At 63.9% G+C, this 21,954-nt stretch carries 27 protein-coding genes and 1 pseudogene; 9 read left to right on the forward strand and 19 right to left on the reverse strand.

The genetic code is table 11. From position 1 onward, the window contains the following. Window positions 1-27: 27 nt before the first annotated feature. Window positions 28-228: a helix-turn-helix domain-containing protein gene (locus AAN986_RS17425; RefSeq protein ID WP_010378957.1), complete on the reverse strand. Its 201-nt coding sequence runs from the start codon at window positions 226-228 to the stop codon at window positions 28-30. A gap of 329 nt (window positions 229-557) precedes the next feature. Here AAN986_RS17425 and AAN986_RS17430 point away from each other — a divergent pair, with 329 nt between their 5' ends. Both AAN986_RS17430 and AAN986_RS17435 read left to right on the forward strand, forming a co-directional pair. Further along, a complete protein-coding gene (locus AAN986_RS17430; RefSeq protein WP_166226528.1) occupies window positions 558-926 on the forward strand; it encodes an XRE family transcriptional regulator in 369 nt (122 codons plus the stop codon). Continuing rightward, window positions 923-1,282: a transcriptional regulator gene (locus tag AAN986_RS17435; RefSeq protein ID WP_047350575.1), complete on the forward strand. Its 360-nt coding sequence runs from the start codon at window positions 923-925 to the stop codon at window positions 1,280-1,282. Before AAN986_RS17430 ends, AAN986_RS17435 begins: the two co-directional genes overlap by 4 nt. Before the next feature lie 243 nt (window positions 1,283-1,525). Here AAN986_RS17435 and AAN986_RS17440 read toward each other — a convergent pair whose 3' ends face one another. The 7 genes from AAN986_RS17440 to AAN986_RS17470 all read right to left on the reverse strand — a co-directional run bounded on the left by AAN986_RS17440 (window position 1,526) and on the right by AAN986_RS17470 (window position 5,994). Beyond that, a complete protein-coding gene (locus tag AAN986_RS17440; protein ID WP_010378963.1) occupies window positions 1,526-1,756 on the reverse strand; it encodes a type I toxin-antitoxin system ptaRNA1 family toxin in 231 nt (76 codons plus the stop codon). Between the two features lie 62 nt (window positions 1,757-1,818). Next, complete coding sequence (locus tag AAN986_RS17445; RefSeq protein WP_047350574.1) at window positions 1,819-2,097, reverse strand: hypothetical protein; 279 nt, start codon at window positions 2,095-2,097, stop codon at window positions 1,819-1,821. After that, the gene (gene trbL / locus AAN986_RS17450; protein WP_166226526.1) at window positions 2,094-3,692 is read right to left on the reverse strand and encodes a P-type conjugative transfer protein TrbL; all 1,599 of its coding nucleotides are present in this window, start codon (window positions 3,690-3,692) and stop codon (window positions 2,094-2,096) included. The genes AAN986_RS17445 and trbL overlap by 4 nt, the downstream gene beginning before the upstream one ends. Next, window positions 3,689-3,958 carry an entry exclusion lipoprotein TrbK gene (gene trbK, locus AAN986_RS17455; protein ID WP_026437069.1) on the reverse strand — a complete coding sequence of 90 codons (270 nt, stop codon included), beginning with the start codon at window positions 3,956-3,958 and terminating at the stop codon, window positions 3,689-3,691. Before trbK ends, trbL begins: the two co-directional genes overlap by 4 nt. A gap of 15 nt (window positions 3,959-3,973) precedes the next feature. Continuing rightward, complete coding sequence (gene trbJ / locus AAN986_RS17460; RefSeq protein WP_033996778.1) at window positions 3,974-4,759, reverse strand: P-type conjugative transfer protein TrbJ; 786 nt, start codon at window positions 4,757-4,759, stop codon at window positions 3,974-3,976. 265 nt (window positions 4,760-5,024) lie between these two features. Continuing rightward, complete coding sequence (traJ, locus tag AAN986_RS17465; protein WP_166226524.1) at window positions 5,025-5,396, reverse strand: conjugal transfer transcriptional regulator TraJ; 372 nt, start codon at window positions 5,394-5,396, stop codon at window positions 5,025-5,027. A gap of 319 nt (window positions 5,397-5,715) precedes the next feature. Beyond that, complete coding sequence (locus AAN986_RS17470) at window positions 5,716-5,994, reverse strand: TraK family protein (protein WP_047350570.1); 279 nt, start codon at window positions 5,992-5,994, stop codon at window positions 5,716-5,718. A gap of 692 nt (window positions 5,995-6,686) precedes the next feature. Between AAN986_RS17470 and AAN986_RS17475 the strand changes: the two are divergent. Further along, window positions 6,687-7,447 (forward strand): annotated as a pseudogene (locus tag AAN986_RS17475) (IS5 family transposase). Window positions 7,448-7,556: 109 nt separating this feature from the next. Here the strand turns inward: AAN986_RS17475 and repC are convergent. From repC to AAN986_RS17490, 3 genes are read right to left on the reverse strand one after another with little or no spacing between them, the layout of a single operon-like run. Further along, entirely contained in the window at window positions 7,557-8,426 is an 870-nt protein-coding gene (gene repC, locus AAN986_RS17480) for a replication protein C, IncQ-type (RefSeq protein ID WP_166226522.1), read from the reverse strand. Beyond that, window positions 8,416-9,291: a helicase RepA family protein gene (locus AAN986_RS17485; RefSeq protein WP_166226519.1), complete on the reverse strand. Its 876-nt coding sequence runs from the start codon at window positions 9,289-9,291 to the stop codon at window positions 8,416-8,418. Before AAN986_RS17485 ends, repC begins: the two co-directional genes overlap by 11 nt. Window positions 9,292-9,294: 3 nt before the next feature. Then, window positions 9,295-9,528, reverse strand: coding sequence for a plasmid-related protein (locus tag AAN986_RS17490; protein WP_033996783.1), 234 nt, complete (start codon window positions 9,526-9,528; stop codon window positions 9,295-9,297). A gap of 91 nt (window positions 9,529-9,619) precedes the next feature. On the opposite strand from AAN986_RS17490, the gene AAN986_RS17495 reads away from it, so the two are divergent. Both AAN986_RS17495 and AAN986_RS17500 read left to right on the forward strand, forming a co-directional pair. Next, window positions 9,620-10,600, forward strand: coding sequence for a LuxR family transcriptional regulator (locus AAN986_RS17495; RefSeq protein ID WP_240936558.1), 981 nt, complete (start codon window positions 9,620-9,622; stop codon window positions 10,598-10,600). 79 nt (window positions 10,601-10,679) lie between these two features. Further along, complete coding sequence (locus tag AAN986_RS17500) at window positions 10,680-10,925, forward strand: AlpA family phage regulatory protein (protein ID WP_015649464.1); 246 nt, start codon at window positions 10,680-10,682, stop codon at window positions 10,923-10,925. An 89-nt stretch (window positions 10,926-11,014) separates the two neighbouring features. Here the strand turns inward: AAN986_RS17500 and AAN986_RS17505 are convergent, their stop codons facing one another. From AAN986_RS17505 to AAN986_RS17525, 5 genes are all read right to left on the reverse strand, one after another. Further along, a complete protein-coding gene (locus AAN986_RS17505) occupies window positions 11,015-12,217 on the reverse strand; it encodes a site-specific integrase (protein ID WP_166226515.1) in 1,203 nt (400 codons plus the stop codon). Between the two features lie 307 nt (window positions 12,218-12,524). After that, window positions 12,525-14,141, reverse strand: a complete 1,617-nt coding sequence (gene guaA / locus AAN986_RS17510; RefSeq protein ID WP_016448864.1) for a glutamine-hydrolyzing GMP synthase — start codon at window positions 14,139-14,141, stop codon at window positions 12,525-12,527. A gap of 31 nt (window positions 14,142-14,172) precedes the next feature. Next, on the reverse strand, window positions 14,173-14,607 hold the full coding sequence (locus tag AAN986_RS17515) for a type II toxin-antitoxin system VapC family toxin (protein WP_012204856.1): 435 nt from the start codon (window positions 14,605-14,607) through the stop codon (window positions 14,173-14,175). Next, window positions 14,604-14,873, reverse strand: coding sequence for a type II toxin-antitoxin system prevent-host-death family antitoxin (locus AAN986_RS17520; RefSeq protein ID WP_016452372.1), 270 nt, complete (start codon window positions 14,871-14,873; stop codon window positions 14,604-14,606). Before AAN986_RS17520 ends, AAN986_RS17515 begins: the two co-directional genes overlap by 4 nt. Before the next feature lie 142 nt (window positions 14,874-15,015). Next, window positions 15,016-15,945: a LysR family transcriptional regulator gene (locus AAN986_RS17525; RefSeq protein WP_047217240.1), complete on the reverse strand. Its 930-nt coding sequence runs from the start codon at window positions 15,943-15,945 to the stop codon at window positions 15,016-15,018. A 93-nt stretch (window positions 15,946-16,038) separates the two neighbouring features. Between AAN986_RS17525 and ilvD the strand changes: the two genes are divergently transcribed. Next, a complete protein-coding gene (ilvD, locus tag AAN986_RS17530) occupies window positions 16,039-17,733 on the forward strand; it encodes a dihydroxy-acid dehydratase (RefSeq protein ID WP_047217239.1) in 1,695 nt (564 codons plus the stop codon). 112 nt (window positions 17,734-17,845) lie between these two features. On the opposite strand, the gene guaB is transcribed toward ilvD, so the two are convergent. Further along, window positions 17,846-19,321: an IMP dehydrogenase gene (gene guaB, locus AAN986_RS17535; RefSeq protein WP_013803023.1), complete on the reverse strand. Its 1,476-nt coding sequence runs from the start codon at window positions 19,319-19,321 to the stop codon at window positions 17,846-17,848. An 84-nt stretch (window positions 19,322-19,405) separates the two neighbouring features. Here guaB and AAN986_RS17540 point away from each other — a divergent pair, with 84 nt between their 5' ends. Continuing rightward, window positions 19,406-19,960 carry a DUF4124 domain-containing protein gene (locus tag AAN986_RS17540; RefSeq protein ID WP_034364364.1) on the forward strand — a complete coding sequence of 185 codons (555 nt, stop codon included), beginning with the start codon at window positions 19,406-19,408 and terminating at the stop codon, window positions 19,958-19,960. A gap of 19 nt (window positions 19,961-19,979) precedes the next feature. Here AAN986_RS17540 and AAN986_RS17545 read toward each other — a convergent pair whose 3' ends face one another. Together AAN986_RS17545 and AAN986_RS17550 are read right to left on the reverse strand one after the other, a co-directional pair. Further along, on the reverse strand, window positions 19,980-20,324 hold the full coding sequence (locus tag AAN986_RS17545) for an RnfH family protein (RefSeq protein ID WP_016448868.1): 345 nt from the start codon (window positions 20,322-20,324) through the stop codon (window positions 19,980-19,982). Next, window positions 20,317-20,769, reverse strand: coding sequence for a type II toxin-antitoxin system RatA family toxin (locus AAN986_RS17550; protein WP_016452375.1), 453 nt, complete (start codon window positions 20,767-20,769; stop codon window positions 20,317-20,319). Before AAN986_RS17550 ends, AAN986_RS17545 begins: the two co-directional genes overlap by 8 nt. Window positions 20,770-20,937: 168 nt before the next feature. Between AAN986_RS17550 and smpB the strand changes: the two genes are divergently transcribed. Together smpB and AAN986_RS17560 are read left to right on the forward strand one after the other, a co-directional pair. Further along, window positions 20,938-21,411, forward strand: a complete 474-nt coding sequence (gene smpB, locus AAN986_RS17555; protein ID WP_016448870.1) for an SsrA-binding protein SmpB — start codon at window positions 20,938-20,940, stop codon at window positions 21,409-21,411. 109 nt (window positions 21,412-21,520) lie between these two features. Continuing rightward, window positions 21,521-21,937: a hypothetical protein gene (locus AAN986_RS17560; protein WP_016448871.1), complete on the forward strand. Its 417-nt coding sequence runs from the start codon at window positions 21,521-21,523 to the stop codon at window positions 21,935-21,937. Window positions 21,938-21,954 lie beyond the last annotated feature (17 nt).

Raw genomic sequence — 21,954 nt, forward strand, 5'->3', positions numbered from 1 at the left:
CCTGGTTGCTATCGTTTTTCGGGGCGCTCATGTCTTGTCCTGCGTTTTCTCGGCTATCTGCGCGGCAATCCAGCGATCCAGCTCGCTGCGACGAAACCGCCAGGTGCCGCCCAGCTTGAATCCCGGTATCTCCCCCTGCTGGGCCAGCCGGTAAACGGTCTTCTTCCCTGCCTTGAGGTAGACCGCCACTTCATCCAGCGTGAGAATTTCGCTATCAGGTTGGTTCATGTCAGGCGGCTCGCTTGGTGTCGCGCGGCGAAGTCTTCCAAAGTTTGGCCAAGTTTACCATCTGATCCACCCAAGTGAACCCCGAATCTCATGTGCGCGACGCCATGGATTCGGCCGGCGCCATGCGTTGCGGCGGGCTCGCGGCACCGGCTCGATGGCAAGGCCATGTGCTTTAGCCACCGGGTCGTAGATGGTTTACGCCAAGAAGGTGGTCGGCGTGTCTTCTTCCGGGGAAAACACGCAACGTAGTACTCTTTGGCCTTCACAGCCGCGCTCTCTGTGGCCTCATCTGGATGAGACGGGCTAGGCAAATCAGCGTGAGGTGTGCGATGGGCAGGAAGGAAACCGAGGAAGCAATTGCAGACAGCCGCGCCGGCCGTGTCTCGGGGCGGTTCGCCACAGTCGCCGAGCTGCTGGCCGACCTGAACGCTGACGACACCCCGAACATTCAGCACGGCAGCGCCAACGTCTATGCCGACCTGGGCTATCCCGACGCCGGCGAAATGCTGGTCAAGACCCGACTCGTCACCAAGATCGGCGAGGCCATCAAGGCGCGACAGTTGTCGACCGAGCAAGCGGCTACGCTTCTCGGATTGACGCCGGCCGCGCTGCACGAGCTGCTGACCGGCCGCTTTCGCTCGCAATCGGTCAATGACCTGGAGCGCCTGGCATCCATGCTTGATGAGGCCAGTCGATGACAGGCTCGAAGAACCTGGAAAACTGGCTGCATGAGAAGGTCGGCCCGGCCTATGACGCCTTGAAGGCCGATCCCGCCCGCGCCGTCACGCCTGACCAGGTGCGCTACACCCTGGCCGAGCTGCTGGCCGAGGCCGAAGCCGCCGGCGTGTATCCACTGCCGCCGGAACAACGCGAATGGGTGGATGCGCCGGCCGTTGGCCGTGAGCTGACGCCTTTCGACCCGGCCGAGACGCTGACCTCGGCCGAGGCGATCAGCACCTTCCTGGCCGAAGCCGAGGCCACAGCCGACCCGGCCTATATCGAACACGCACAGGCCGTCGCAGCGCGGGCGAAGGCCATGCACGGCATCGAGTAGGAGAGCTGGCCAGCATCGCCATTCCTGGCGGTGCTGCAGCTCGACGTGCGCCGTTCTGGTGCGCTGGATCTCATCGCTAGAAGCGACGATGCGATCCACGCCAAGGGAGAAGGCCAGAGCGGCCGTCATCGTCCGATCTGGCGATGCTCGAGCACGCCAGCGCACATCGTCACCTTTGACGATGCAGGCCCGGAAATGACAAGGGCGGCCAATGGCCGCCCTTGCTGCTCCTGGTGCGCGTGCCTACGCGGCGCCGAGTGACTGCCGCACCGCGTCCAGGGCCTCGCGAAAGTCGGCAGGTGTCGCCTGGCCCGTCTCGGCCTGGTAAAACACGACCATGAAAGCGTTCGCCACGGCCTCGGCGAGCGGCCCGAGCTGCCGCGCCGCGTCCTGGTCTAGCCAGTCGAGCGCGGCGAGTTGCACGGCTGCATGATGAACGGCCTGCGTTGCATTGGTAGGATTCAGGGTTGCCATGATTCACCTCTCTAACAGGTGGGTTGTGGAAGTGTCGGCCGGCCCCACGCCGGCCGACGCGCTTATCGGCTGCCGGTGCCGTAGAAGCCGGCGGCCTCGGCCAGCGGCGTGCTTCTCGCGCTGCTGCCGTAGCTGCTGGCGTAGCCGCCCGACCTGGCCGCCAGCTTGGTGGCCTCAATGACGGGCGGAGCAGGTCGATCAACAAAGGCCGCAACTTCTGCCGCCGGGTCTGCATCAGTCGATTGATCGTCGACCGGCTCAACCTCAACCGCCTGCGCCTGGCGCTGCTCGGCAGCGGCAACGTCCAGGCAGTCGAAAAATCCTCTCGGCGTCATCGTCATACCTCCTTGTCGCGGTTGGCGAACGCGACCACTTCATCATCAGGATCAGCAGCAGCCGAATCGGCCCCTGCCAGGCTGTTGCCGCCGAAGCTGGGCACATCGTCGACCGCCCGGTCTGTCTGGCTGCTCGCCCGGATTGCGGCGGCGATCTTCCCTCCGGTGGTGTCGGCGATGCGTTCGGCGGCGGCGTCGCGGATGCTGGCCGCCTTGGCCTGCGCAACGTCGCCAATGCCTTGCACCAGGTTCGCAGCCGTCGCAGCGACAAGGCCTCCCGCACCTCGGCCGGCTTGGCCGCCAGCGTCGCTGCCGCCGCCGGCCTTCGAGCCGCCGACATCGCCGCTACCCTTCGAGCTGGAGCCGGCTTTGTCGCCGCCCCTCGATTCGCCGCCGCTGCCGCCCGAATTGCTGGAGCTTCCAGAGCTGTAAAAGCCAGCCGCCTGGCCGAGCGGCGTACTTGTGCCGGCACTGGAACCGCCGCCACCAAAGCCCGCCGCCTGCGCGAACGGTCCAGCATCGGAATCACCGCCAGCACCACCACCAAACATGGGCACTCCGCCCGATTCGCCACCGGCGCTAGCCCCTGCTTTCTCGAACGCCGCCCTAATCGCCGACATGCCGCCGGCGGCCGAGGCCGCACCGCCCATCACGGCCGCGCCAGCCACGCTGGCCGCTCCGGCGGCCATACTCGACGCGCCCATAGCCGCACCGATGGCGGCACCTGCACCGAAGTTGCCAATGCCGCCAGCGCCACCGATCCCCGAGCCGGTGATGATGCCGGCGACAAGCGGGGGCACACGATTGACCAGCATGAGCAACGCCACGCAGAACACCAGCATCACGCCCAGCTCTTCAAAGTTCAGGGTGCCGGTGTTCATCCTGGCGTAGAAGCTGGAAAGCAGGTCGTTCCCGATGCCGACCAGGAGCACCATCGTCATGATCTGCGCGGCCACGCCCAGCACGGTCTTGTAGTAGTTGATCGCCATGTCGGAAGTCCAACGGCTTCCACCGAAGCCGAGGAAGAAGATTCCGGCGTACATCAGCAGCCAGCCTGATACGAGCAGCAGCAACATATTCACGGCGACAACAGCCAGCAGGATCAGGATGCCGACGCTCAAGGCCACACCGATGAAGCTATCCACGGGCGACCAGATCGACGAGTTCCTGAATGCCTGCTTCAAGATCATGAAGCCGATATCCACAATGCCCGAGGGTGTCACCGACGCCACCCCGGACGCCTGCTCGCCGATCCGGGCCAGTGACTGGATGATCGAGTTGGCGAAGGCCGGGCCGTTGCGCAATAGCCAGAGGAAGAAGCCGAAGAACAGGATGAACCTGATGAACTCGGCGAAGAACTCGCCAATGTCAGCCTTGCGCAGCGCCATGAAGCCGAAGGTGAAAACCAGCGAGATCGTGCCCAGCGTCCAGAACAGGAACATCGCGGCATTCATCACCACCGTCTGCCAGGACGTGGCTCGCGTGGCGAACTCCGTCACCACCTGGTCAAGCATCCCCTGATTGGTGAGTTGGGCCGATGCGGCGGTGGAGTAAAGCGCGAGGGCGACGCCGATCAGCGCCGCCTTGTGCAGTGTTTTCATGGCTTCGCCTCCTTCTGGTCTTTCGGGTCGGCCAGTTCGAGCCAGTTCATGGGCTTCTCGGTCGGCGCGATGCCGCCGGCGGCCGGCGACCGGCGCGAGCACAGCCCGGCGAATTTCTCGCGCGTGGCCCTGTCCTCGATCTTCTTGATCGCCTCGATCTGGCAATTGGTGTCATTGACCTCGGGCATGGGCGGGATGGCCGGCTTGTTGTCGCAACCAGCCACCAGCACCACCACGAGGCCGGTAAGCAGCATCGTTTTCTTCATGGTGCAGGGCCTCCGTCAGCGGGTCAGTTCGAGCCAGTTTCTCGGGTTGGCCGTCCGCTCGATCCTGGACTCCCGGGAAGTCGCGCCGGCGGCCTGCTGTTGCGCCTCTAGGTCGGCCTGCGCCTGCATCCTGGCCGTCGCGGCGTTCTGCTGTGCGATCAGCAGGCCACGGATTTGCAGAAGCTGGTTTGCCTGGTTGGCGGCGAGCTGGTTGGCGTAGCCGATGGCCTGCATCTGCCCGGTCGCGCCCTGCGCGGCGGACTGGAGCCGTTCGAGCTGGCGAGCATCGGCGGAAAGGTTGCGCTGCTGTTGCTCCAGGCCCTTGAAAAGCGCGTCGTTCGCCTTCTTCTGACTCTCGCTCGCCAGGCTGCGGTTTTGCTCCATCGCAGCGCGCTCGGCATCCGAGCACCCAGCGGCCGAGAAGCAAGGCGAACCACGGTAATAGGCCACATCCTGGAACTTGCCCAGGTACGCATCGATGCTGCCGAGCTGATTCCGGTAGTAGTTCAGCGTGTCGGTGGCGGCCATCAGTCCATTGATGGTGGACTGCGCCTGGTCCCAGATATAGGCGGCCGGAGCCATGGTGTTTTGCAGCATGTTTTCGTACTGCTGCAATTGAGTCTGGTACTGCTCGATCTGCTTGAGCGTCTGCGCCACCGACTCAATGGCGGTCATGACGTTCTGCACCAGGTTGCCGCCGTCGATGACGGGGATGCCGGCCTGCGCCGGGGTGACGATGATGCTGCCGGCCAGAGCGGCGGCGAGCGCGGTTTTAGCCGCTAAAAAACGGACGTGCTTCATGGTCGCAATCTCCATTCGATGAAAGAAAGGCAATGCCTTGACCAAGCTCGCGCTTGCCCACGGCAAGGTTTCATCGAAGAGCTACGCCACTAGCTAATCGGTATCGCCCTTGGCACTGAGGCCCGGGCTTCGGTGATTCTGCTCTCGGCCCTTACGGGGTGTCCCTGGCCTTATGCGTCCTCCCGAGAGTTGATAACGCTCAGGCCGGCGGCCTGGAAGTGCCTCGTGTCGCGTCCGGCACACGGAAATTTAGCCGCTAAAACTCTCAACGGTCGGCCCTCGGCTGCACCACCGATTTCATAAGCCGACTCATTTCATCCTGAGTAGCTTCGATCCGAGCCAACAGGGCGAGAATCGTTGCATCGCCGAAACGGGCAGTGCGCGGATCGTCGGTCAGCCAGAGCTTGAGCAATCCGCCCAGCCGGCCAAGGTCGCCATTCACCCGCGCCAGCTCGCGTACGTAGTGGTAGTCCATGACTCCCTTGACCTGGTAGCCCTGGCCTACGTCGCGCAGATAGCGCGCCACGCTGATCCCCGCCATCTTGGCGTTCGCCTCAATCAGTTCGCGTTCTTCTGGAAGGCAGTACACCTTGATCGGCGGGCTGCCCTTCCTGGTGATTCGATTCTCGTCACCCATGTGTCCTCCAACCGGCGGTAGCCGGCAGCCTCGCAGAGCAGGATGCCCGTTGAGCGCCCCGCGCGAATAAGGGACAGTGAAGAAGGACAACCGGCTTGCCGGTGGGCCTACTTCACACATCCTGCCCGCCTTACGGCGTTGTTTTTGCCTCGTATGACTCATCGAACTTCGCGCTGTAACCGCACCGTTGCTTCGCAACAGCGCGCCAACAGCGGGAAAACCAACGGAAATTGCCAATGTCCGCGTGCTTGCAGAGATCCAAGAGGCCGGTAACAGCGTTTCAGCCATGCGCTTGCAGCGATTGAGCATGGAACTTTGCTTACTTCGTACCCTGCCCCATTGAGCTAGGCCGCGCATTGGTGATGTGCTGGCGAACGTACTTCAGGAACGTCTCATACCGGAAAGGGATGCGCCCGACCTCGCGCAGGTGCTCCCAGATGATCTTGAGCGCGTAGCCGGCCTCCATCGCTTCCTTCACGTCCGAGCGCACCGCCATGAAAGCGGCCAGGTAGTCCCTGCGCTTTGTTTGCGAGGTCTTCTGCTGAAGAGCCAGCCGTGCGGCCAGCTCCTCGGGGTAGCTGCTTTCTGTCGTCGCCATGTCCGTAAACCTCCGTTATCAACTGAACTACTCCGAAGGTTACGGAGTGCTGGCCTACACAACATTCCAATAATTGGCCGAAATGGTTGACATAGAGCCGATGACACAGGCACGCCCATCGAAACAGGGATGGCAGCTCATTCAGCACGGAAAATTGAACGCCAAGAGGGGAGTAGGCCGGGAGATCCCCGCCGCTCGGCCCCTCAAGTGTCAAAGAGAGGATCGCATCGTCAGAAGTGGCGATGCGAGCTCCAGCGCCGGCGGCCGTCATCGTCAGAACTGGCGATGGGGCCCTCGGTGCATCGTCGGACGTGGCGATGGTCGACCATGGCCCGGACATGGCCAGCCTCGCCGGAGATGACGATGCTGCAGCTCGACGTAGCGCGCGAAAGAAAGGCCGATCTCATGACGTGGCCAGGGCATTGAATTGAACTGTTGTATGTTGTAGCGCGCTACAACATACAACATACAACATCTTATTGACACTTGAGGGGCGCAGCGTTTTAGCCGCTAAAAAGAACCGGCCGGAGCTGACCGCCCTTCTGGCGTACAACTCGGCCGCAGGCCGACCATCGGCAAGGACTTGGCGTCGCCCTAAAGGGCGGCGGCAAGTGCCGCGCCTAGGCTGAATCGACATTCAGAGCAATGCGCATGGGAGATGAGACGATACAGGTAGGAGGAAGCCAGCCTGAATGTCTCGCCCGAGCCGCTACGAACTGACAAATCACCAATGGGAACGTCTTGAGGGTTTGCTGCCCGGCAAAGTCTCGGATCCTGGGCGCAGTGGCGCAGACAACCGCGTCTTCGTCAATGGCGTGCTCTGGGTACTGCGCTCGGGCGCGCGCTGGAGCGACCTGCCGCAGCGCTACGGCAAGTACAAGAGCGTGCATAAGCGCTTCACGCGCTGGGCCGCTGCCGGTGTCTGGGAGCAGGTATTTGCCGTGCTGGTCAAGGATCGGGGCAACCAGTACCTGTTGATAGACAGCACCATCGTTCGCGCTCACCAGCAAGCCGCGACTGGAAAAGGGGGGCCAAGAATCCGGCTCTGGGGCGTTCCCGAGGTGGGCTGAGCACAAAGATCCACATGGCCTGCGATGCTCAGGGCAGAGCCTTGAAATTGATCCTCACGCCTGGGCAAGTCAACGACATCACTCAGGCTCCAGAGTTACTCAAAGGACTCAGGCCAACGCATGTGCTTGCCGACAAGGGCTATGACAGCCGCGCCTTTGTGGCGCAGATCGAGGCGGCAGGCGCTCAAGCCGTGATTCCGCCGCGCAGTTGCCAGCAGCCGCGGCCCTTCGATGCCAAGCTATACCGGGCTCGCAATGCGATCGAGCGATGCTTCGGCCGACTCAAGCAGTTCCGACGCATCGCCACGCGCTACGACCGCAAGGCCGCCCACTTCATGGCATTCCTCTGCCTCGCTGCAAGTCTGGCTTGGCTGACAGATTGAATGTCGATTCAGCCTAGTGGATGATCTTGGAAGATCATGGATGGAATTTGCGGACTAGCCGCAAGCCCGCGCCGTTGCTCTGTTTTCCGGTTTGAGGCGGGGAACGTTGCTACGGGTGAAGGGGAACGTTGCTACGGAGCTTGGGGAACGTTACTACGGGCTTCGGCCTGCCAATTTCCCACTTCCCTGCCGCATACTCGCTGACCTTCCATCCCACGGTGGCAAGCTCGGCCAGAGCCTTGCGGGCCTTCTGGCGGCGCTTCTTCATGGCCTCGGCGTTCGCCTCGTCCGGCCAGACGTAGCCAGCAAGGGTATCGAGTTCCACGCGCCCGGCTTTGCCGGGGTCGATCCAGCCGCATAGCCGTTGGTGAATCAGGCGGGCCGGGTCGGTTTGCAGCGCCCGCACCTCGACCATCTCGATGCGGGTATATGGGCGCCGCCCAAGAATCGCCTCTGCAATCTGAGGATTCAACGCGACAAACAGCCGTCCGTCATCCTCATCGAAGGCATAGCTCATCAGGTGAAAAGACCTTTGCCGGCTTCCCTTGGTGAGCACCACCGTCACGTTTGCCATGCGCAGCAAGCACGCCTTGATCGCCCGGATGTTGTCACCGCCATCGGTCAAGCCGATTTCGCCTAGCAGGCGGGTCATGCTCTCTCGCACGACCAGCGCATCCTGCCCCACCGCGTCGAACTTCGGCTCAAGGAATAGACGGAGTTGCTTCGGCAAGTCCGCTGTTGGCTCTGGCGTCAGGATGATGCCCTTCGGCCCTCCAAGAGCCACAAGACCTTGCAGCAGCCGCATGTCATCAGCGCCAAGAGGCTCGAAACCGACGAACCGCGCTTGTTCAGTCCCGGCGTAGTGATACGTCACATCGAGCTTGAGTTTCTTCCGTTCACCGCGCTTGAGACTGCGGAACAAGCCGGGGACCAAGCAGTGCATTGGGTCGTGCCTGGCATGGGTGAGGTCAAAAGCCATCGCCTCGCCTCCGACTATTACGTCTTTCCTCATTCCTGCTGGCCTCATACAGCTCCACCGGCACCAGCACGCCGCCGGCGTGCCGCATGTACCAGCGATCAAGCGGCGTGGCGTCGTAGTTCTGCTTGCTGACGCCGAAACGCACGAAGAAGCCGCGCCGCTCATCGCCGATGGGCTGCCGGTCATGGGCGCGGTCGCTGAGGCGCTTCGCCTCGTCCTCAGTCATGCGGGCGACGTAACCGCACCACCTGGCGTTGTCGATCAGCGCGGACGCGCCACGCGCGGCCTGCTGCTGGTCGGTCTGCCCTTCGCGGGCGCTTCCTTTGCTGACGTGGTGCAGGTAGAGCACGGATGCGCCCGTGGTAGCCGCGACCTGCTCCAGCACGGCCACGAGGTGGGCCATGTTGCCGTTGCTGTTCTCATCGAGGGCGTGGATGCGGCTCAGGGTGTCCAGCACGATCAGCCTCGCCCCGGCGCTGTACTCGATGACGCGGCGCAAGTGAGCCTCGTCCATGACGTTCAGGCGCTTGCCCATGATCGGCTCAAGCACGAGGTTCTCGGCGATGGCTTGGCGGGCTGTATGCCCAAGGTGCTGGCCGATGGCGTGAATGCGCCGGACAAGCGCGGGCGGCGGGTCTTCCCCGGCCAGATAGACCACGCGCCCGGTGTGTGCGGGGGCCAGGCCCACGAGGTCGCCGCCGGCAACGCTGCATGCGATGCTCATGGCCGCTTCCAGCGCCCAGAAGCTCTTGCCCGTGGCCCCTGGGGCGACGAGCGCGCCGACGGTTCCCGCGAGGAAGCCCGGCCATATGAAGTCCAGCACCGGCGGTTCGCACTCGAACGCCGCCAGGACGTCAATCGCCACGACTCAGTTCCCCGTTCCGTACAGGGATTCGTCGCTCAGCACCTCGGCGATCTGCGAGGTTCGAAAGTAGACGCGCCGACCGATCTTCAAGCGAGCCTTGTTGATTCGCCCCGCCCATTCGCTCGTCGTGCGCAAACTGACCCGCAGGCCATCCGGTGATCGATCCAGGACGGAGGCGAGCTGTGCCATGCTCAGCAGCGGGCCGAAGCGTTGCAGTAGCGTGTCTTCTATCGTCATTGCGTAAACCTCCGTTATCAACTGAATTGCTACGAAGGTTAGGCGTTATTGGGGGTTGCCTACATCTTATTAGTTGTCCAAAATGGTTGACATGAAGAACGATCCAACCATTGTCATCTGGGAAGGCTGCGATCCCACTGTCTCGGAAGCCATCGGGCAGTTTGAGGATCGCTGGCGGCCGTATTCCGCCTCCTCGCGGCGCTACCCCATCGTTGGGCTGTTACAGGAACTTATTGACCCCGCCGTGGCTGCGTACACGGCGACGCTGCCACAACGCTACTTGGGCCATATCCCCGGAGCAGGAACAGGGGTGAGCTTCAGCGGAATCATTCGACTGATTGGACTTGATGCGATGGTTCGCATGCAGCGGCAGTTGCTGCGCCAGTTCATCAAAACGGAGGATAGGCAGACGCCAAGAGATCGGCGGTTTGTTGCAACACTCGAATCGTTGATCGGGCTTGTATGGGACTGCGCCTGCAAACGGCCGGTGAAGTCGAAGGTGCGCGACACCCGACTGAATGGCGAACGCCTCCAGGGGTTCTGCCGGTTCTGCGGATCACTCGCCGAGCTGACCTCATTCGCCGGCGGGAGCGATGATCCGAAGGCGGACGATCCAGAGGAAAGGCTTCGACTAAGCAGCCTGTATTGCCTGGATCACCGGCCTAAATTGCCGAGCGGCGCATGGAACCCTGTCTACAGACAAGCAAGGCGATCCCTCGCGCAATTCGACCTCGAACTGGCGAGACTCAACCAGCAATGCGCGAAGCCGGCCACTGCCCAAGTGAAATCGGGCGATCAACTGGTTGACAGCTACTTCTTCCACTATGTCGCAGGCCAGACCTTACAGCCGGCGGACAAGGCAGAGCTGCGCAATCAAGCACGGCTGATGGTGGACTCAAAGCTATCGGATCGCAAAAAGCAGATGCTGATGCTCCAGCGGTCTGGACTCAACCAGTCGGAGATTGCGCGAAAGCTAGGTATAGAACGCCAAGCCGTATCGAAGGCACTGACGTCGATCCCTGCGATGTTCCACTTGAGTTCAAAGTCGCGCTCGCGGCGTCAACCAAATTGACCAACTAATAGGACGAAACAATCCGCATTCACAGGCACCATCAGGCACATGTTCGCAAGTGACTGAAAGAGGCCAAGGGATGCAGACAACGACAAGTAAGACGCTCATCAACCGCAAGAAGCTACTGGCGATGATCCCGCTGTCTGAGCGCACGATTTTCAATATGGAGCAGCGGGGGGAGTTTCCGCGTCGCATTGCGCTCACCAGCCGAAACGTCGCCTGGGACTTGGCCGAGGTCGAGGAATGGATCGAGGCGCGCAAGGCATCGGGCACTCAGGCCATGCGTCCCGGCTTCACCCCGTCGGTCGCAGCAGCCACTTTTTAGCGGCTAAAACGCTACGCCCCTCAAGTGTCAATGAAACCCGGGGCCATGCCTCGATGTTCGGGCAGGCGAGCGAACTGTAATCTTCTGGCTTACGCCTTCGGCCGCTTCAGTGTCCATTCGTCGATCATGTCCGCCCAGTCTTGCAACATCGCCGTCCGCTGCTCGCGGTACTCGGCCTTGTTGTAGACGGCCCTGACGCCTCGCTGCTCGTGCGCAAGGCACTTCTCAATCCAGTCCGTGTTGTAGCCGGCCTCATGCAACAACGTGCTGGCCGTGCGCCGCAAGTCATGTGGCCCGAACTTGGCGAGCGACTTCCCTTCCTTCTGCGCCAGCCGATACGTCAGCGTCAGCACCTGGTTGAGCGTGGCGCTGCTCATGGGCAAGTCCGAGTCGTACCGCGACGGCAACACGTAGTCCGATCCGCCGGCAAAGGTCTTGAGGGCAATGAAGATGTCCAACGCCTGCCGGGACAGGAACACCAGGTGCGGATTGCGTCGCTTCATCCGCTCCTTCGGGATGGTCCAAAGCGCCTCGCTGAAGTTGATCTCGCTCCAGGTCGCGTTGGTCAGCTCGCTCTTGCGCACCATCGTCAGCAGCAACAACTTGGCGGCAGCCCGAATGGATGGCGTTGTGCCGATGCGCTCCATGTACTGATACATCAGACCGATCTCGTCGGGCGTCAGCGCACGGTCGCGCGGCTCGAACTTGGCGATAGTCGTCGGCCGCACCAGCTCTGCCGGGTTCTCGACCTTCTGGCCGCGCTCGATGGCCCAGCGAAAGACCTGCAACATCACCTCGCGAGCATGCACTGCGGTCGCCGGTGCACCGCGCTCCACGATGGCATCGGTCAGCGCCCGCAAGTCCTCGTGGGTGATCTCTCCCAGTTTCTGATTGCCGAATTTCGGCTTCAGCTCGCGCTCGTAGACTGAACGGCGCATGTCGCGGGTGGAGTCAGCCATTTGGTAGCCGCGCAGCCACTTTTCCGCCCACGCCCCGAACGTCTCCGCATCCTTGACGCGGGCCTTGTCCCGAGCCTTCTCTTTGGCCGGCGACTTCCCGGCTGCGATCATCTTCTTAGCCTCTCCCAACCGCTCGCGGGCTTCCGCAAGGGTGATGCCGCCGACGCCATAGCGGCCGAAGGTGATGGTCTCCTGCCGACCGTGGATCGAGTAGTTGTAGCGGAACGAGATCGCCCCAGCGGGCGTGACGGCCACATAGAGGCCGTCACGGTCATTTTCCTTGTAGAGCTTGTCCCTCGGCTTGAGGTTACGCAGCTTGGTATCGGTCAGCATGGTTCTCGCCCTGATTCGGCTTAAATACCATGATCTGGAACCAACCCCACCTTGGCGTAAAAACACAATGAAATCATTGCACTACGCTATATCAATACCATGATCACCAGAAAGGCGGTTACATGGCATCGGCGGCATCTCATGGCATCGAAGCATTCAATGCCATTCATCATGCCATGAAAAAACGGTGCTTGGCGATACCAAAGATTGCCAGCCAGTGCCGGAAGAAATCACAAAAAAGCCCGCAGTGACGCGGGCTTAGGTGTGTTTTCGTGCTACTCGGTGCCAGCCGATGCCAGACGCCAAATCACTCCCACTCAATCGTCGCCGGCGGCTTCGTCGACACGTCGTAGGTCACGCGGTTGATGCCGCGCACTTCATTGATGATCCGGCCAGACACCTTCTTGAGCAGGCCGTAGGGCAGCTCGGCCCAGTCGGCGGTCATGAAGTCGCTGGTCTGCACGGCGCGCAGGGCCACGACGTAGTCGTAGGTGCGGCCGTCGCCCATGACGCCCACGCTCTTGACGGGCAGGAAGACGGTGAAGGCCTGGCTGGTGAGGTCGTACCAGTTCTTGCCGGTGGCTTCGTCCGTCCAGTTGCGCAGTTCTTCGATGAAGATGGCGTCGGCGCGGCGCAGCAGGTCGGCGTATTCCTTCTTGACTTCACCCAGGATGCGAACGCCCAGGCCCGGGCCGGGGAAGGGGTGGCGGTAGACCATTTCGCGCGGCAGGCCCAGGGCCACGCCGAGTTCGCGCACTTCGTCCTTGAACAGGTCGCGCAGGGGCTCGAGCAGCTTCAGGCCGAGCTGCTCGGGCAGGCCGCCGACGTTGTGGTGGCTCTTGATGGTGACGGCCTTCTTGCTCTTGGCGCCGCCCGACTCGATGACGTCGGGGTAGATGGTGCCCTGGGCCAGGAAGGTGGCGCCCTTGTGGCCTGCATCGCCGGCCTTGAGCTTGGCGGCCTCGGCCTTGAACACGTCCACGAACAGGCCGCCGATGATCTTGCGCTTGGCCTCGGGTTCGCTGACGCCGGCCAGCTTGCCCAGGAACAGGTCGCTGGCGTCCACGCGGATGACCTTGGCGTGCAGCTTGCCTTCGAACATTTCCATGACCATGTCGCCTTCGTTCAGGCGCAGCAGGCCGTGGTCCACGAAGACGCAGGTCAGCTGGTCGCCGATGGCGCGGTGGATCAGGGCTGCAGCCACGGACGAATCCACGCCGCCAGACAGGCCGAGGATGACTTCCTCGTCACCCACCTGCTCGCGGATTTTGGCGACGGCTTCCTCGATGTAGTCGCCCATGATCCAGTCGGCATTCGCCGCACAGATCTCGCGCACGAAGCGGTTGAGCAGGGCCGCGCCCTGCACGGTGTGCGTGACTTCGGGGTGGAACTGGACGGCGTAGAAGCGGCGCGCCTCGTCGGCCATGCCGGCGATGGGGCAGGACGGCGTGGAGGCCATGACCTTGAAGCCCGGGGGCAGCTCGGTGACCTTGTCGCCGTGGCTCATCCAGACCTTGAGCATGCCGTGGCCTTCGGCCGTGGCGAAGTCCTCGATGCCCTTGAGCAGTTCGGTGTGGCCATGGGCGCGCACTTCGGCGTAGCCGAATTCGCGGGTGTGCGAGCCTTCGACCTTGCCGCCCAGCTGGGTGGCCATGGTCTGCATGCCGTAGCAGATGCCCAGCACGGGAATGCCCAGCTCGAACACGGCGTCGGGGGCGCGGTCGTCCACTTCGTAGACGCTGGCGTGGCTGCCCGACAGGATCACGCCCTTGAGGCGGCCGTCGGCGGCGAATTCGCGCACCCAGTCGCTGCTGACGTCGCAGGGGTGGACTTCGCAGTAGACATGGGCTTCGCGCACGCGGCGGGCGATCAGCTGGGTGACTTGGGAGCCGAAGTCAAGAATGAGGATCTTGTCGTGTTGCATGGTCATCTCAGGCAAAGGTGATGGGAGGGGATCAGAAATCTTCAGGGGCCAGCAGCGCCAGCCCGCGCTTGCGGGCGGCGGCGGCCTGGGCCGCGTCAAAGGTGGCCAGCGGCAGGCGCAGCGACTGCGCCAGCCACAGGTAGGCCGCGTCATAGACCGGCAGGCGGGTGTCCAGCGCCACGTCGAGCACGGCCTTGTGCTGGGCGGGTGCCAGCTCGTGCAGTTCCACGCGGTGGCGGATGGCCTCGAGCACGCCCCACAGGCCCTCGACCGAGCTGTGCGGAATGCGGCCGCCGTGCACGCCCGAGGCGATCAGGTTGCCGCATTCCCACTGCCAGAGGTTGGGCGCCTGCGGGTCCACTTCATGGCGGCGGATGCGGGTATACAGGCGCTGGGTGTGCACGCTGGCGGCATCGGGCAGCAGCCAGGCGGCGGTGACGGAGGCATCGAGCACGAAGGAGGTCATGCCTGGCTCCGGCCTGCGTGGCGCAGTCGGGTGGTGGAGTCCGGCGCCTGTGCCGGCTGGGCCGGCCGCACCGTGGCCTGCAGCGCCTGCATCTGCTCCAGCTCGCGGGCGATCTGCTCGTCGGTGATCACGGGGCGGCGGCGCACCGGCAGCATGCGCACCACTTCCTTGCCGTGGCGGGTGATGCGCACTTCCTCGCCCTGCTCGACAAGTTCGATCAGGGCGGAGAAACGGGTCTTGGCTTCGTAGATGCCGACAGATTGCATGGCGGGGCTGAAAACAAAAGCAGGCCTGGTGTCCGGCCTGGCCCGAATTCTATCATTCTGGCCAGAATTTCCAAAAATTCAGACCAGAACCATGCGGATATTCGCGGGCCTTGCCTCGGGGGGGGCTGTCGGTGAACGCCACTCAGCGCTGTTCGCGCACGAAGCCGACAAACCGCGCCAGCGCGGGCGACATGGCTCCGGCCGGCCAGGCCAGGCTGGTCTCGCAGACCGGCAGGGCAACGGCCTTGCTGCCTGCACGGGCGCTGGCGAAAACCGCCTCGCGGTAGACCACGCCGGGCCTGCAGAACTGCATCACGCTGGCGGGCACCCAGGCCAGGCCGATGCCGCCCCAGACCAGGTTCACGATGGTCTGCATCTGTATCGCCTGCTGCGCGATGCGCGGCACATGTCCGTGCCGTCGGTACAGATCCGTCACCGCGTCATGGAGCGAGGGCATGATGCGGCGCGGAAAGATCACCAGCGGCTGCTCCAGCACTTCGTCGAGCATCAGCCGGTCCGCACCGGCAAGCGCATGCTGCTGCGGCAGGGCCAGCACCATGGCTTCCCGTCCCACGGCCAGGCGCTCCAGGCCGGCCGGCGCATGCCCCGGGGCATGCAGCATGAGCCCGGCATCGATCTGCCCGCGCTCGAATGCCTCCATCTGCACATCGCTGGTGGCCTCGACCAGCTCCAGCGCCACACCTGGCGTGCCTGCCACGAAGTCCCGCACCCACAGCGGCAGCCGGGTGAAGCCGATGGTGGAGACAAAGGCCAGCCGCACGCGCCCCACTTCTCCCGCTGCCGCAGCCCGCGCAATCCCCGGCAGCGCCGCCGCCCGCGCCAGAAGCTCACGCACCTGCGGCACAAGCGCCTCGCCGGCGGGCGTCAGCGCGACGTGGCGGCTCGAGCGCTCGAACAGCGCCACGTCCAGGCTGCGCTCCAGCTGGGCGATGGCCTGGGTGAGCGGCGGCTGCGTCATGTGCAGGCGCGATGCGGCGCGGCCGAAGTGCAGCTCGTCCGCCACGGCCAGGAATTGCCGCCAGACGCGCAGATCAATGGGGGGCTCATTCATATGTGCAGCATATCAATCATGCCGATGAATAGGATTGGATCAGATGAATCAGTCGGCCCATACTCATCCAACCCCCACAACGAGAGACATGCCATGACCCCGCCGAACCAGATCAACCGCCGAAGCGCCCACATCACCGAAGGCAAAGCGCGCGCCGCCAACCGCTCCATGTTCTACGGCATGGGCTACAAGGAAGAGGATTTCAAGAAGCCCATGGTCGGCGTGGCCAACGGCCACAGCACGATCACGCCGTGCAACTCCGGCCTGCAAAGGCTGGCGGACGCGGCCATCGCAGGCATCGAGGAAGCCGGCGGCAACGCGCAGGTGTTCGGCACGCCGACCATCTCGGACGGCATGTCCATGGGCACGGAAGGCATGAAGTACTCGCTGGTCAGCCGCGAGGTGATCGCCGACTGCATAGAGACCTGCGTGGGCGGCCAGTGGATGGATGGCGTGCTGGTGGTCGGCGGCTGCGACAAGAACATGCCGGGCGGCATGATGGGCATGCTGCGCGCCAATGTGCCGGCCATCTATGTCTACGGCGGCACCATCCTGCCCGGCAGGTGGAAAGGCCGGGACCTGAACATCGTCAGCGTGTTCGAGGCCGTTGGCGAAAACGCCGCAGGCAAGATCAGCGACCAGGAGCTCAAGGACATCGAGCAGCACGCCATTCCCGGCACGGGCTCGTGCGGCGGCATGTACACCGCCAACACCATGTCCAGCGCGTTCGAGGCGCTGGGCATGAGCCTGCCCTACTCCTCCACCATGGCCAATCCCCATGATGAAAAGGAGAACTCGGCCAAGGAATCCGCCAGGGTGCTGATCGAGGCCATCAAGATGGACCTCAAGCCGCGCGATATCGTGACGCGCAAGTCCATCGAGAACGCGGTCTCGGTGATCATGGCGACCGGAGGCTCCACCAATGCCGTGCTGCACTTTCTTGCGATCGCCCATGCGGCCGGCGTGCCCTGGTCCATCGACGACTTCGAGCGCATCCGCCAGCGGGTGCCGGTGCTGTGCGATCTCAAGCCCAGCGGCAGATACCTGGCGGTGGACCTGCATCAGGCGGGCGGCATCCCGCAGGTGATGAAGATCCTGCTGAATGCGGGCCTGCTGCACGGCGACTGCATCACCATCTCGGGCCAGACCATCGCCGAGACCCTGGCCGGCGTGCCTGACGAACCGCCCAACCCCCAGGTCATCCGCCCCCTCTCGGATGCGCTCTACCCGCAGGGCCACCTGGCCATCCTCAAGGGCAACCTGAGCCCGGAAGGTGCGGTGGCCAAGATCACGGGCCTGAAGAACCCGGTCATCACCGGCCCGGCACGCGTGTTCGACGATGAGCAATCGGCACTGGCTGCCATCCTCGACGGCAGGATACAGGCCGGCGACGTGATGGTGCTGCGCTACCTGGGCCCCAAGGGCGGCCCCGGCATGCCGGAAATGCTGGCCCCCACGGGCGCCCTGATCGGTGCCGGCCTGGGCGAGAGCGTGGGCCTGATCACCGATGGCCGCTTCTCCGGCGGCACCTGGGGCATGGTGGTCGGCCACGTGGCGCCGGAAGCGGCCGTGGGCGGCAACATCGCGCTGGTGCACGAGGGCGACTCGATCACCATCGACGCGCACGCATTGCAGCTGCAGCTGAACGTGCCCGAAGACTTGCTCGCCCAGCGCCGTGCGGCATGGAAGGCTCCCGCGCCCCGCTACACGCGGGGCGTGCAGGCCAAGTTCGCGTTCAACGCATCGAGCGCCAGCTCGGGCGCGGTGCTGGACAACTTCGCCATTTGAGCGTCGTCATCTGAGCTTCGCCATCTGAGCTTCGAGAGCGCACAAAAAAAGAGGTCCGGGCAGCGGCTGCCCGGACCTCTTTTCCATCTCGCGCCAAGGCGCTGGCCCTGGGTCAGTCGGCGCGGTAGTTGGGCGCTTCCTTGGTGATCTGCACGTCATGCACGTGCGATTCACGGATGCCTGCGGCGGTGATCTCCACGAACTCGGCCGTGTTGTTCATCTCTTCGATGGTGGCGCAGCCGCAGTAGCCCATGGCAGCGCGCACGCCGCCGGCCATCTGGTAGACGATGGAGACCATGGAGCCCTTGTAGGGCACGCGGCCTTCGATGCCTTCGGGCACGAGCTTGTCGGCATTGGGGTTGCCGGTGCTCGATTCCTGGAAGTAGCGGTCGGCCGAGCCCTGCTGCATGGCGCCGATGGAGCCCATGCCGCGATAGCTCTTGTACGAACGGCCCTGGTACAGGATGACTTCGCCCGGAGCCTCTTCGGTGCCGGCGAACATGCCACCCATCATGATGGTCGAGGCGCCAGCGGCCAGGGCCTTGGCGATGTCGCCCGAGAAGCGGATGCCGCCGTCGGCGATCAGCGGCACGCCCGTGCCTTGCAGGGCCTGGGCCACGCTGTCGATGGCCATGATCTGGGGCACGCCCACACCGGCGACGATGCGCGTGGTGCAGATGGAGCCGGGGCCGATGCCGACCTTGACGGCGTCGGCGCCTGCCTCGGCCAGTGCCAGCGCAGCGGCGCCGGTGGCGATGTTGCCGCCGATGACGTCCACCTGCGGGTAGTTCTGCTTGACCCAGCGCACGCGGTCGATCACGCCCTTGCTGTGGCCGTGGGCCGTGTCCACCACCAGTGCATCGACGCCGGCCTTGACCAGCAGCTCCACGCGCTGCTCGGTGCCCTCGCCCACGCCCACGGCGGCGGCCACGCGCAGGCGGCCTGCGCTGTCACGCGCTGCGTTGGGGAAGGTGGTCTGCTTGGTGATGTCCTTGACGGTGATCAGGCCCTTGAGTTCAAAGGCGTCGTTCACGACCAGGATGCGTTCGAGCTTGTGCTTGTTGAGCAGGGCCTTGGCTTCCACGGGCGTGGTGCCGTCCTTCTCGTTGACGGTGATCAGGCGCTCGCGCGGCGTCATGATCTGGCTGACCTTGACGTCGTAGCGGGTCTCGAAGCGCAGGTCGCGGCTGGTGACGATGCCCACCACCTTGCCGCCGTCGCAGACGGGGAAACCCGAGATGCCGAGATTCTCGGACAGCTGCAGCACCTGCAGCACGGTGTGCTCGGGGGTGATGACCACGGGGTCGTGCACCACGCCGGATTCGTGGCGCTTGACCTTGGACACTTCGGCGGCCTGCTGCTCGGCCGTCATGTTCTTGTGGATGACGCCGATACCGCCCTCTTGCGCGATGGCAATGGCCAGACGCGCCTCGGTCACGGTGTCCATGGCGGCGGACACAAGGGGAATGTTCAGGGAGATGTTGCGCGAAAAGCGCGTCTTGAGCGAAGTGTCCTTGGGCAGGACCTGGGAGAAAGCGGGGACCAGAAGGACGTCGTCGAAGGTCAGGGCTTTACCGAGAAGGCGCATGTGAGAGCTCCAAAAGAAGGATTGTACCCGTGCGCCGGATCACAATGTATGCTGTAGGCCATTCGGCCCGATCCCCAACTCACCATGCACGCCATCAAGCTTGTTTTGCTAGTCACGCTTGCCGCCTGTTCGCTGCCCGCAGCCGCCCAGTGGCAATGGGTCGACGCCACAGGCCGCAAGGTCTTCAGCGACCGCGCACCGCCTCCTGACATTCCAGCCAAGAACATCCTGCGCCAGCCTGGCGGCAGCACACCGCCGCCTGCCGCCGCGCCCTCCGCCGCTGCGGCAGCTGCGGATGCAGGCACGGCGCCTGCGGCGGACGCCGCGGCACCGGCAGCACCTGCCGCAGCCGCCAAGGACACCAAGCCCGCAGGCACCGACAAGGCACTGGAAGAGCAAAAGCGCAAGGCCGAAGCCCAGGAGGCCGCCAAGGCCAAGGCGGAAAAGGAACGGATTGCCAAGCAGCGCCAGGACAACTGCGCACGCGCCAAGCAGTCCAAGACCGCGCTGTCTTCGGGCCGCCTGCTGGGCTACACGAATGAGCAGGGCGAGCGCGGCTTCATGGACGACGCCACGCGCGATGCGGAACTCAAGCGCGCCGACGCCATCATCGCCTCCGATTGCGGCGCAATGCGCTGATCGCCGAATCCGGGCCGGCTCAGTAGCCGGCCTTGGCTCCAGGCCTCTGGCGCTGGAACAGCCCCGTGGCCCGAGCGCCCTGGCGTGCGAAACGCTCGCGGCGCGCCACCTTGGGGTCCACGGTCAAGGGCCGGTACAGCTCCACTCGGTCACCGTCGCGCAGGGCTTGCGTCAAAGGCGCGCTGCGGCCCCACAGGCCTGCCGGCCCGGCCTGCGCAAAGCCCAGCGCCTGCCAGCCGCCCGCCGCCGCCACCGCATCGGCAATCGTGGCACCGGCCGGCAATTGCAGAAACAGCTCGACGACTTCGCCGGCGCGCGCACTGCAGGCCAGCGTGATGCGCACAGCGGGCTGGGGCTCAGCCATAGACCTGCTCGGCACGCTTGATGAAGGCATCGACCATGGAGCCTGCAATGCGGTCGAACACCGGGCCGACCACGGCGGCCAGGGCCATGTTGTCGAAACCGTAGTCCAGTTGCAGTTCGACACGGCAGGCGCGCTGCGATCCGTCGCCCACGGGGCGGAACATCCAGTGGCCCTCCAGCCGCGAGAACGGCCCCTTGATCAGGCGGATGCTGACCTGGCGCCCGCCATCGTCGAGCACGCTGTGCGTGTTGCGCGTGACGAAGGACTTGCGCATGCCGCCGAATGCAATGCCCACCTCGGCCGTCATGCCCTGCTCGTCCTGCTCCAGCACCCTGGCCTGATCGCACCAGGGAAGGAAGTCGGCATAGTGGGCCACGTCCGTCACCAGGGCAAACATTTCTTGGGGGCTGTACCAGATCAGGACGGACTTGTTGACTTTTTTCATGAATGGGGCGGGCTGCACGGCATGCAAAACACCGGCAGCGCCGCCATGGCACAGCCGGCTGTCACAATGACGGCAAGGCGAAACTAAAATCCCGCACGGCGGGAAGACGGCAATCCAGTATTGTAGGGAGACCTTTCATCTCCAGGTTTTCGCCGCATCTATTACTCCATGGCCAAGAAACCTGAAACACAGTCGCGCATCGCCGACAACAAAAAAGCCGCATTCAACTACTTCTTCGAGGAACGCTTCGAGGCCGGCATCGTGCTGCACGGCTGGGAAGTGAAGGCACTGCGCAGCGGCAAGGTGCAGTTGACGGACGGCTACGTCATCGTCAAGGACGGCGAGCTGTTCCTGCTCGGCTGCCAGATCAACCCGCTCAAGACCGCCTCCACCCACGTCAACCCCGACGCGGCGCGCATCAAGAAACTGCTGCTCAAGAAGGACGACATCCTGCGCCTGATCGGCAAGGTGGAGCAAAAGGGCTTCACCCTGGTGCCCATCAACCTTCACTGGAAGAACGGCTATGTCAAATGCGACATTGCCCTGGCCAAGGGCAAGGCCGAGCACGACAAGCGCGACGTGATCAAGGACCGCGAAGGCAAGCGCGAGGTCGAGCGCGCCATGAAGAGCTTCAACCGCTGACGGGCATCCGCAGCTTTTTTTGCACTGCTGCGGAATAAACCGGCACGGCCCAGTGTTCATTGCAGTGTCCGGCCGCAATTTCGCGCGCCGGCAAGCACCGGAGACAGCGATGAAGAAGCTCGGCATGAAACTTGGTACCTGTGCCTTCACGGCAGCCCTGACATTGGCCCTGGCAGGCTGCTATTCCGCGCCTGCGGCCAACGCCTCTGGCCAGACGCCGCCCAGTGCGGTCAGCGTACAAAACGGCATTCTGGTCGGCGCCAACGGCATGACGCTCTATACCTTCGACAAGGACACGGCCGGCAGTGGCAAGTCCGTCTGCAATGGCCCCTGCGCGACCAACTGGCCGCCCCTGATGGGCAAGCAGGCGCCCTCTGGCGGCAACTACAGCGTGATCCAGCGCGACGATGGCAGCAGCCAGATCGCCTACAAGGGCAAGCCCCTGTACTACTGGGTGAAGGACGGCAAGGCCGGCGATACCACGGGCGACGGCGTCATGGGCGTCTGGCATACCGCACGCCCCTGATTCCAGCCGCATCCGCC

Origin of the sequence: Delftia sp. DS1230 (assembly GCF_040112715.1) — a bacterium.
Classification (GTDB): domain Bacteria; phylum Pseudomonadota; class Gammaproteobacteria; order Burkholderiales; family Burkholderiaceae_C; genus Comamonas; species Comamonas tsuruhatensis.

Coding starts and splice junctions, on each gene's coding strand:
- AAN986_RS17425 (WP_010378957.1), bottom strand. CDS start 228: ATGAACCAACCTGATAGCGAAATTCTCACGCTGGATGAAGTGGCGGTC.
- AAN986_RS17430 (WP_166226528.1), top strand. CDS start 558: ATGGGCAGGAAGGAAACCGAGGAAGCAATTGCAGACAGCCGCGCCGGC.
- AAN986_RS17435 (WP_047350575.1), top strand. CDS start 923: ATGACAGGCTCGAAGAACCTGGAAAACTGGCTGCATGAGAAGGTCGGC.
- AAN986_RS17440 (WP_010378963.1), bottom strand. CDS start 1,756: ATGGCAACCCTGAATCCTACCAATGCAACGCAGGCCGTTCATCATGCA.
- AAN986_RS17445 (WP_047350574.1), bottom strand. CDS start 2,097: ATGACGATGACGCCGAGAGGATTTTTCGACTGCCTGGACGTTGCCGCT.
- trbL (WP_166226526.1), bottom strand. CDS start 3,692: ATGAAAACACTGCACAAGGCGGCGCTGATCGGCGTCGCCCTCGCGCTT.
- trbK (WP_026437069.1), bottom strand. CDS start 3,958: ATGAAGAAAACGATGCTGCTTACCGGCCTCGTGGTGGTGCTGGTGGCT.
- trbJ (WP_033996778.1), bottom strand. CDS start 4,759: ATGAAGCACGTCCGTTTTTTAGCGGCTAAAACCGCGCTCGCCGCCGCT.
- traJ (WP_166226524.1), bottom strand. CDS start 5,396: ATGGGTGACGAGAATCGAATCACCAGGAAGGGCAGCCCGCCGATCAAG.
- AAN986_RS17470 (WP_047350570.1), bottom strand. CDS start 5,994: ATGGCGACGACAGAAAGCAGCTACCCCGAGGAGCTGGCCGCACGGCTG.
- repC (WP_166226522.1), bottom strand. CDS start 8,426: ATGGCTTTTGACCTCACCCATGCCAGGCACGACCCAATGCACTGCTTG.
- AAN986_RS17490 (WP_033996783.1), bottom strand. CDS start 9,528: ATGACGATAGAAGACACGCTACTGCAACGCTTCGGCCCGCTGCTGAGC.
- AAN986_RS17495 (WP_240936558.1), top strand. CDS start 9,620: ATGAAGAACGATCCAACCATTGTCATCTGGGAAGGCTGCGATCCCACT.
- AAN986_RS17500 (WP_015649464.1), top strand. CDS start 10,680: ATGCAGACAACGACAAGTAAGACGCTCATCAACCGCAAGAAGCTACTG.
- AAN986_RS17505 (WP_166226515.1), bottom strand. CDS start 12,217: ATGCTGACCGATACCAAGCTGCGTAACCTCAAGCCGAGGGACAAGCTC.
- guaA (WP_016448864.1), bottom strand. CDS start 14,141: ATGCAACACGACAAGATCCTCATTCTTGACTTCGGCTCCCAAGTCACC.
- AAN986_RS17515 (WP_012204856.1), bottom strand. CDS start 14,607: ATGACCTCCTTCGTGCTCGATGCCTCCGTCACCGCCGCCTGGCTGCTG.
- AAN986_RS17520 (WP_016452372.1), bottom strand. CDS start 14,873: ATGCAATCTGTCGGCATCTACGAAGCCAAGACCCGTTTCTCCGCCCTG.
- AAN986_RS17525 (WP_047217240.1), bottom strand. CDS start 15,945: ATGAATGAGCCCCCCATTGATCTGCGCGTCTGGCGGCAATTCCTGGCC.
- ilvD (WP_047217239.1), top strand. CDS start 16,039: ATGACCCCGCCGAACCAGATCAACCGCCGAAGCGCCCACATCACCGAA.
- guaB (WP_013803023.1), bottom strand. CDS start 19,321: ATGCGCCTTCTCGGTAAAGCCCTGACCTTCGACGACGTCCTTCTGGTC.
- AAN986_RS17540 (WP_034364364.1), top strand. CDS start 19,406: ATGCACGCCATCAAGCTTGTTTTGCTAGTCACGCTTGCCGCCTGTTCG.
- AAN986_RS17545 (WP_016448868.1), bottom strand. CDS start 20,324: ATGGCTGAGCCCCAGCCCGCTGTGCGCATCACGCTGGCCTGCAGTGCG.
- AAN986_RS17550 (WP_016452375.1), bottom strand. CDS start 20,769: ATGAAAAAAGTCAACAAGTCCGTCCTGATCTGGTACAGCCCCCAAGAA.
- smpB (WP_016448870.1), top strand. CDS start 20,938: ATGGCCAAGAAACCTGAAACACAGTCGCGCATCGCCGACAACAAAAAA.
- AAN986_RS17560 (WP_016448871.1), top strand. CDS start 21,521: ATGAAGAAGCTCGGCATGAAACTTGGTACCTGTGCCTTCACGGCAGCC.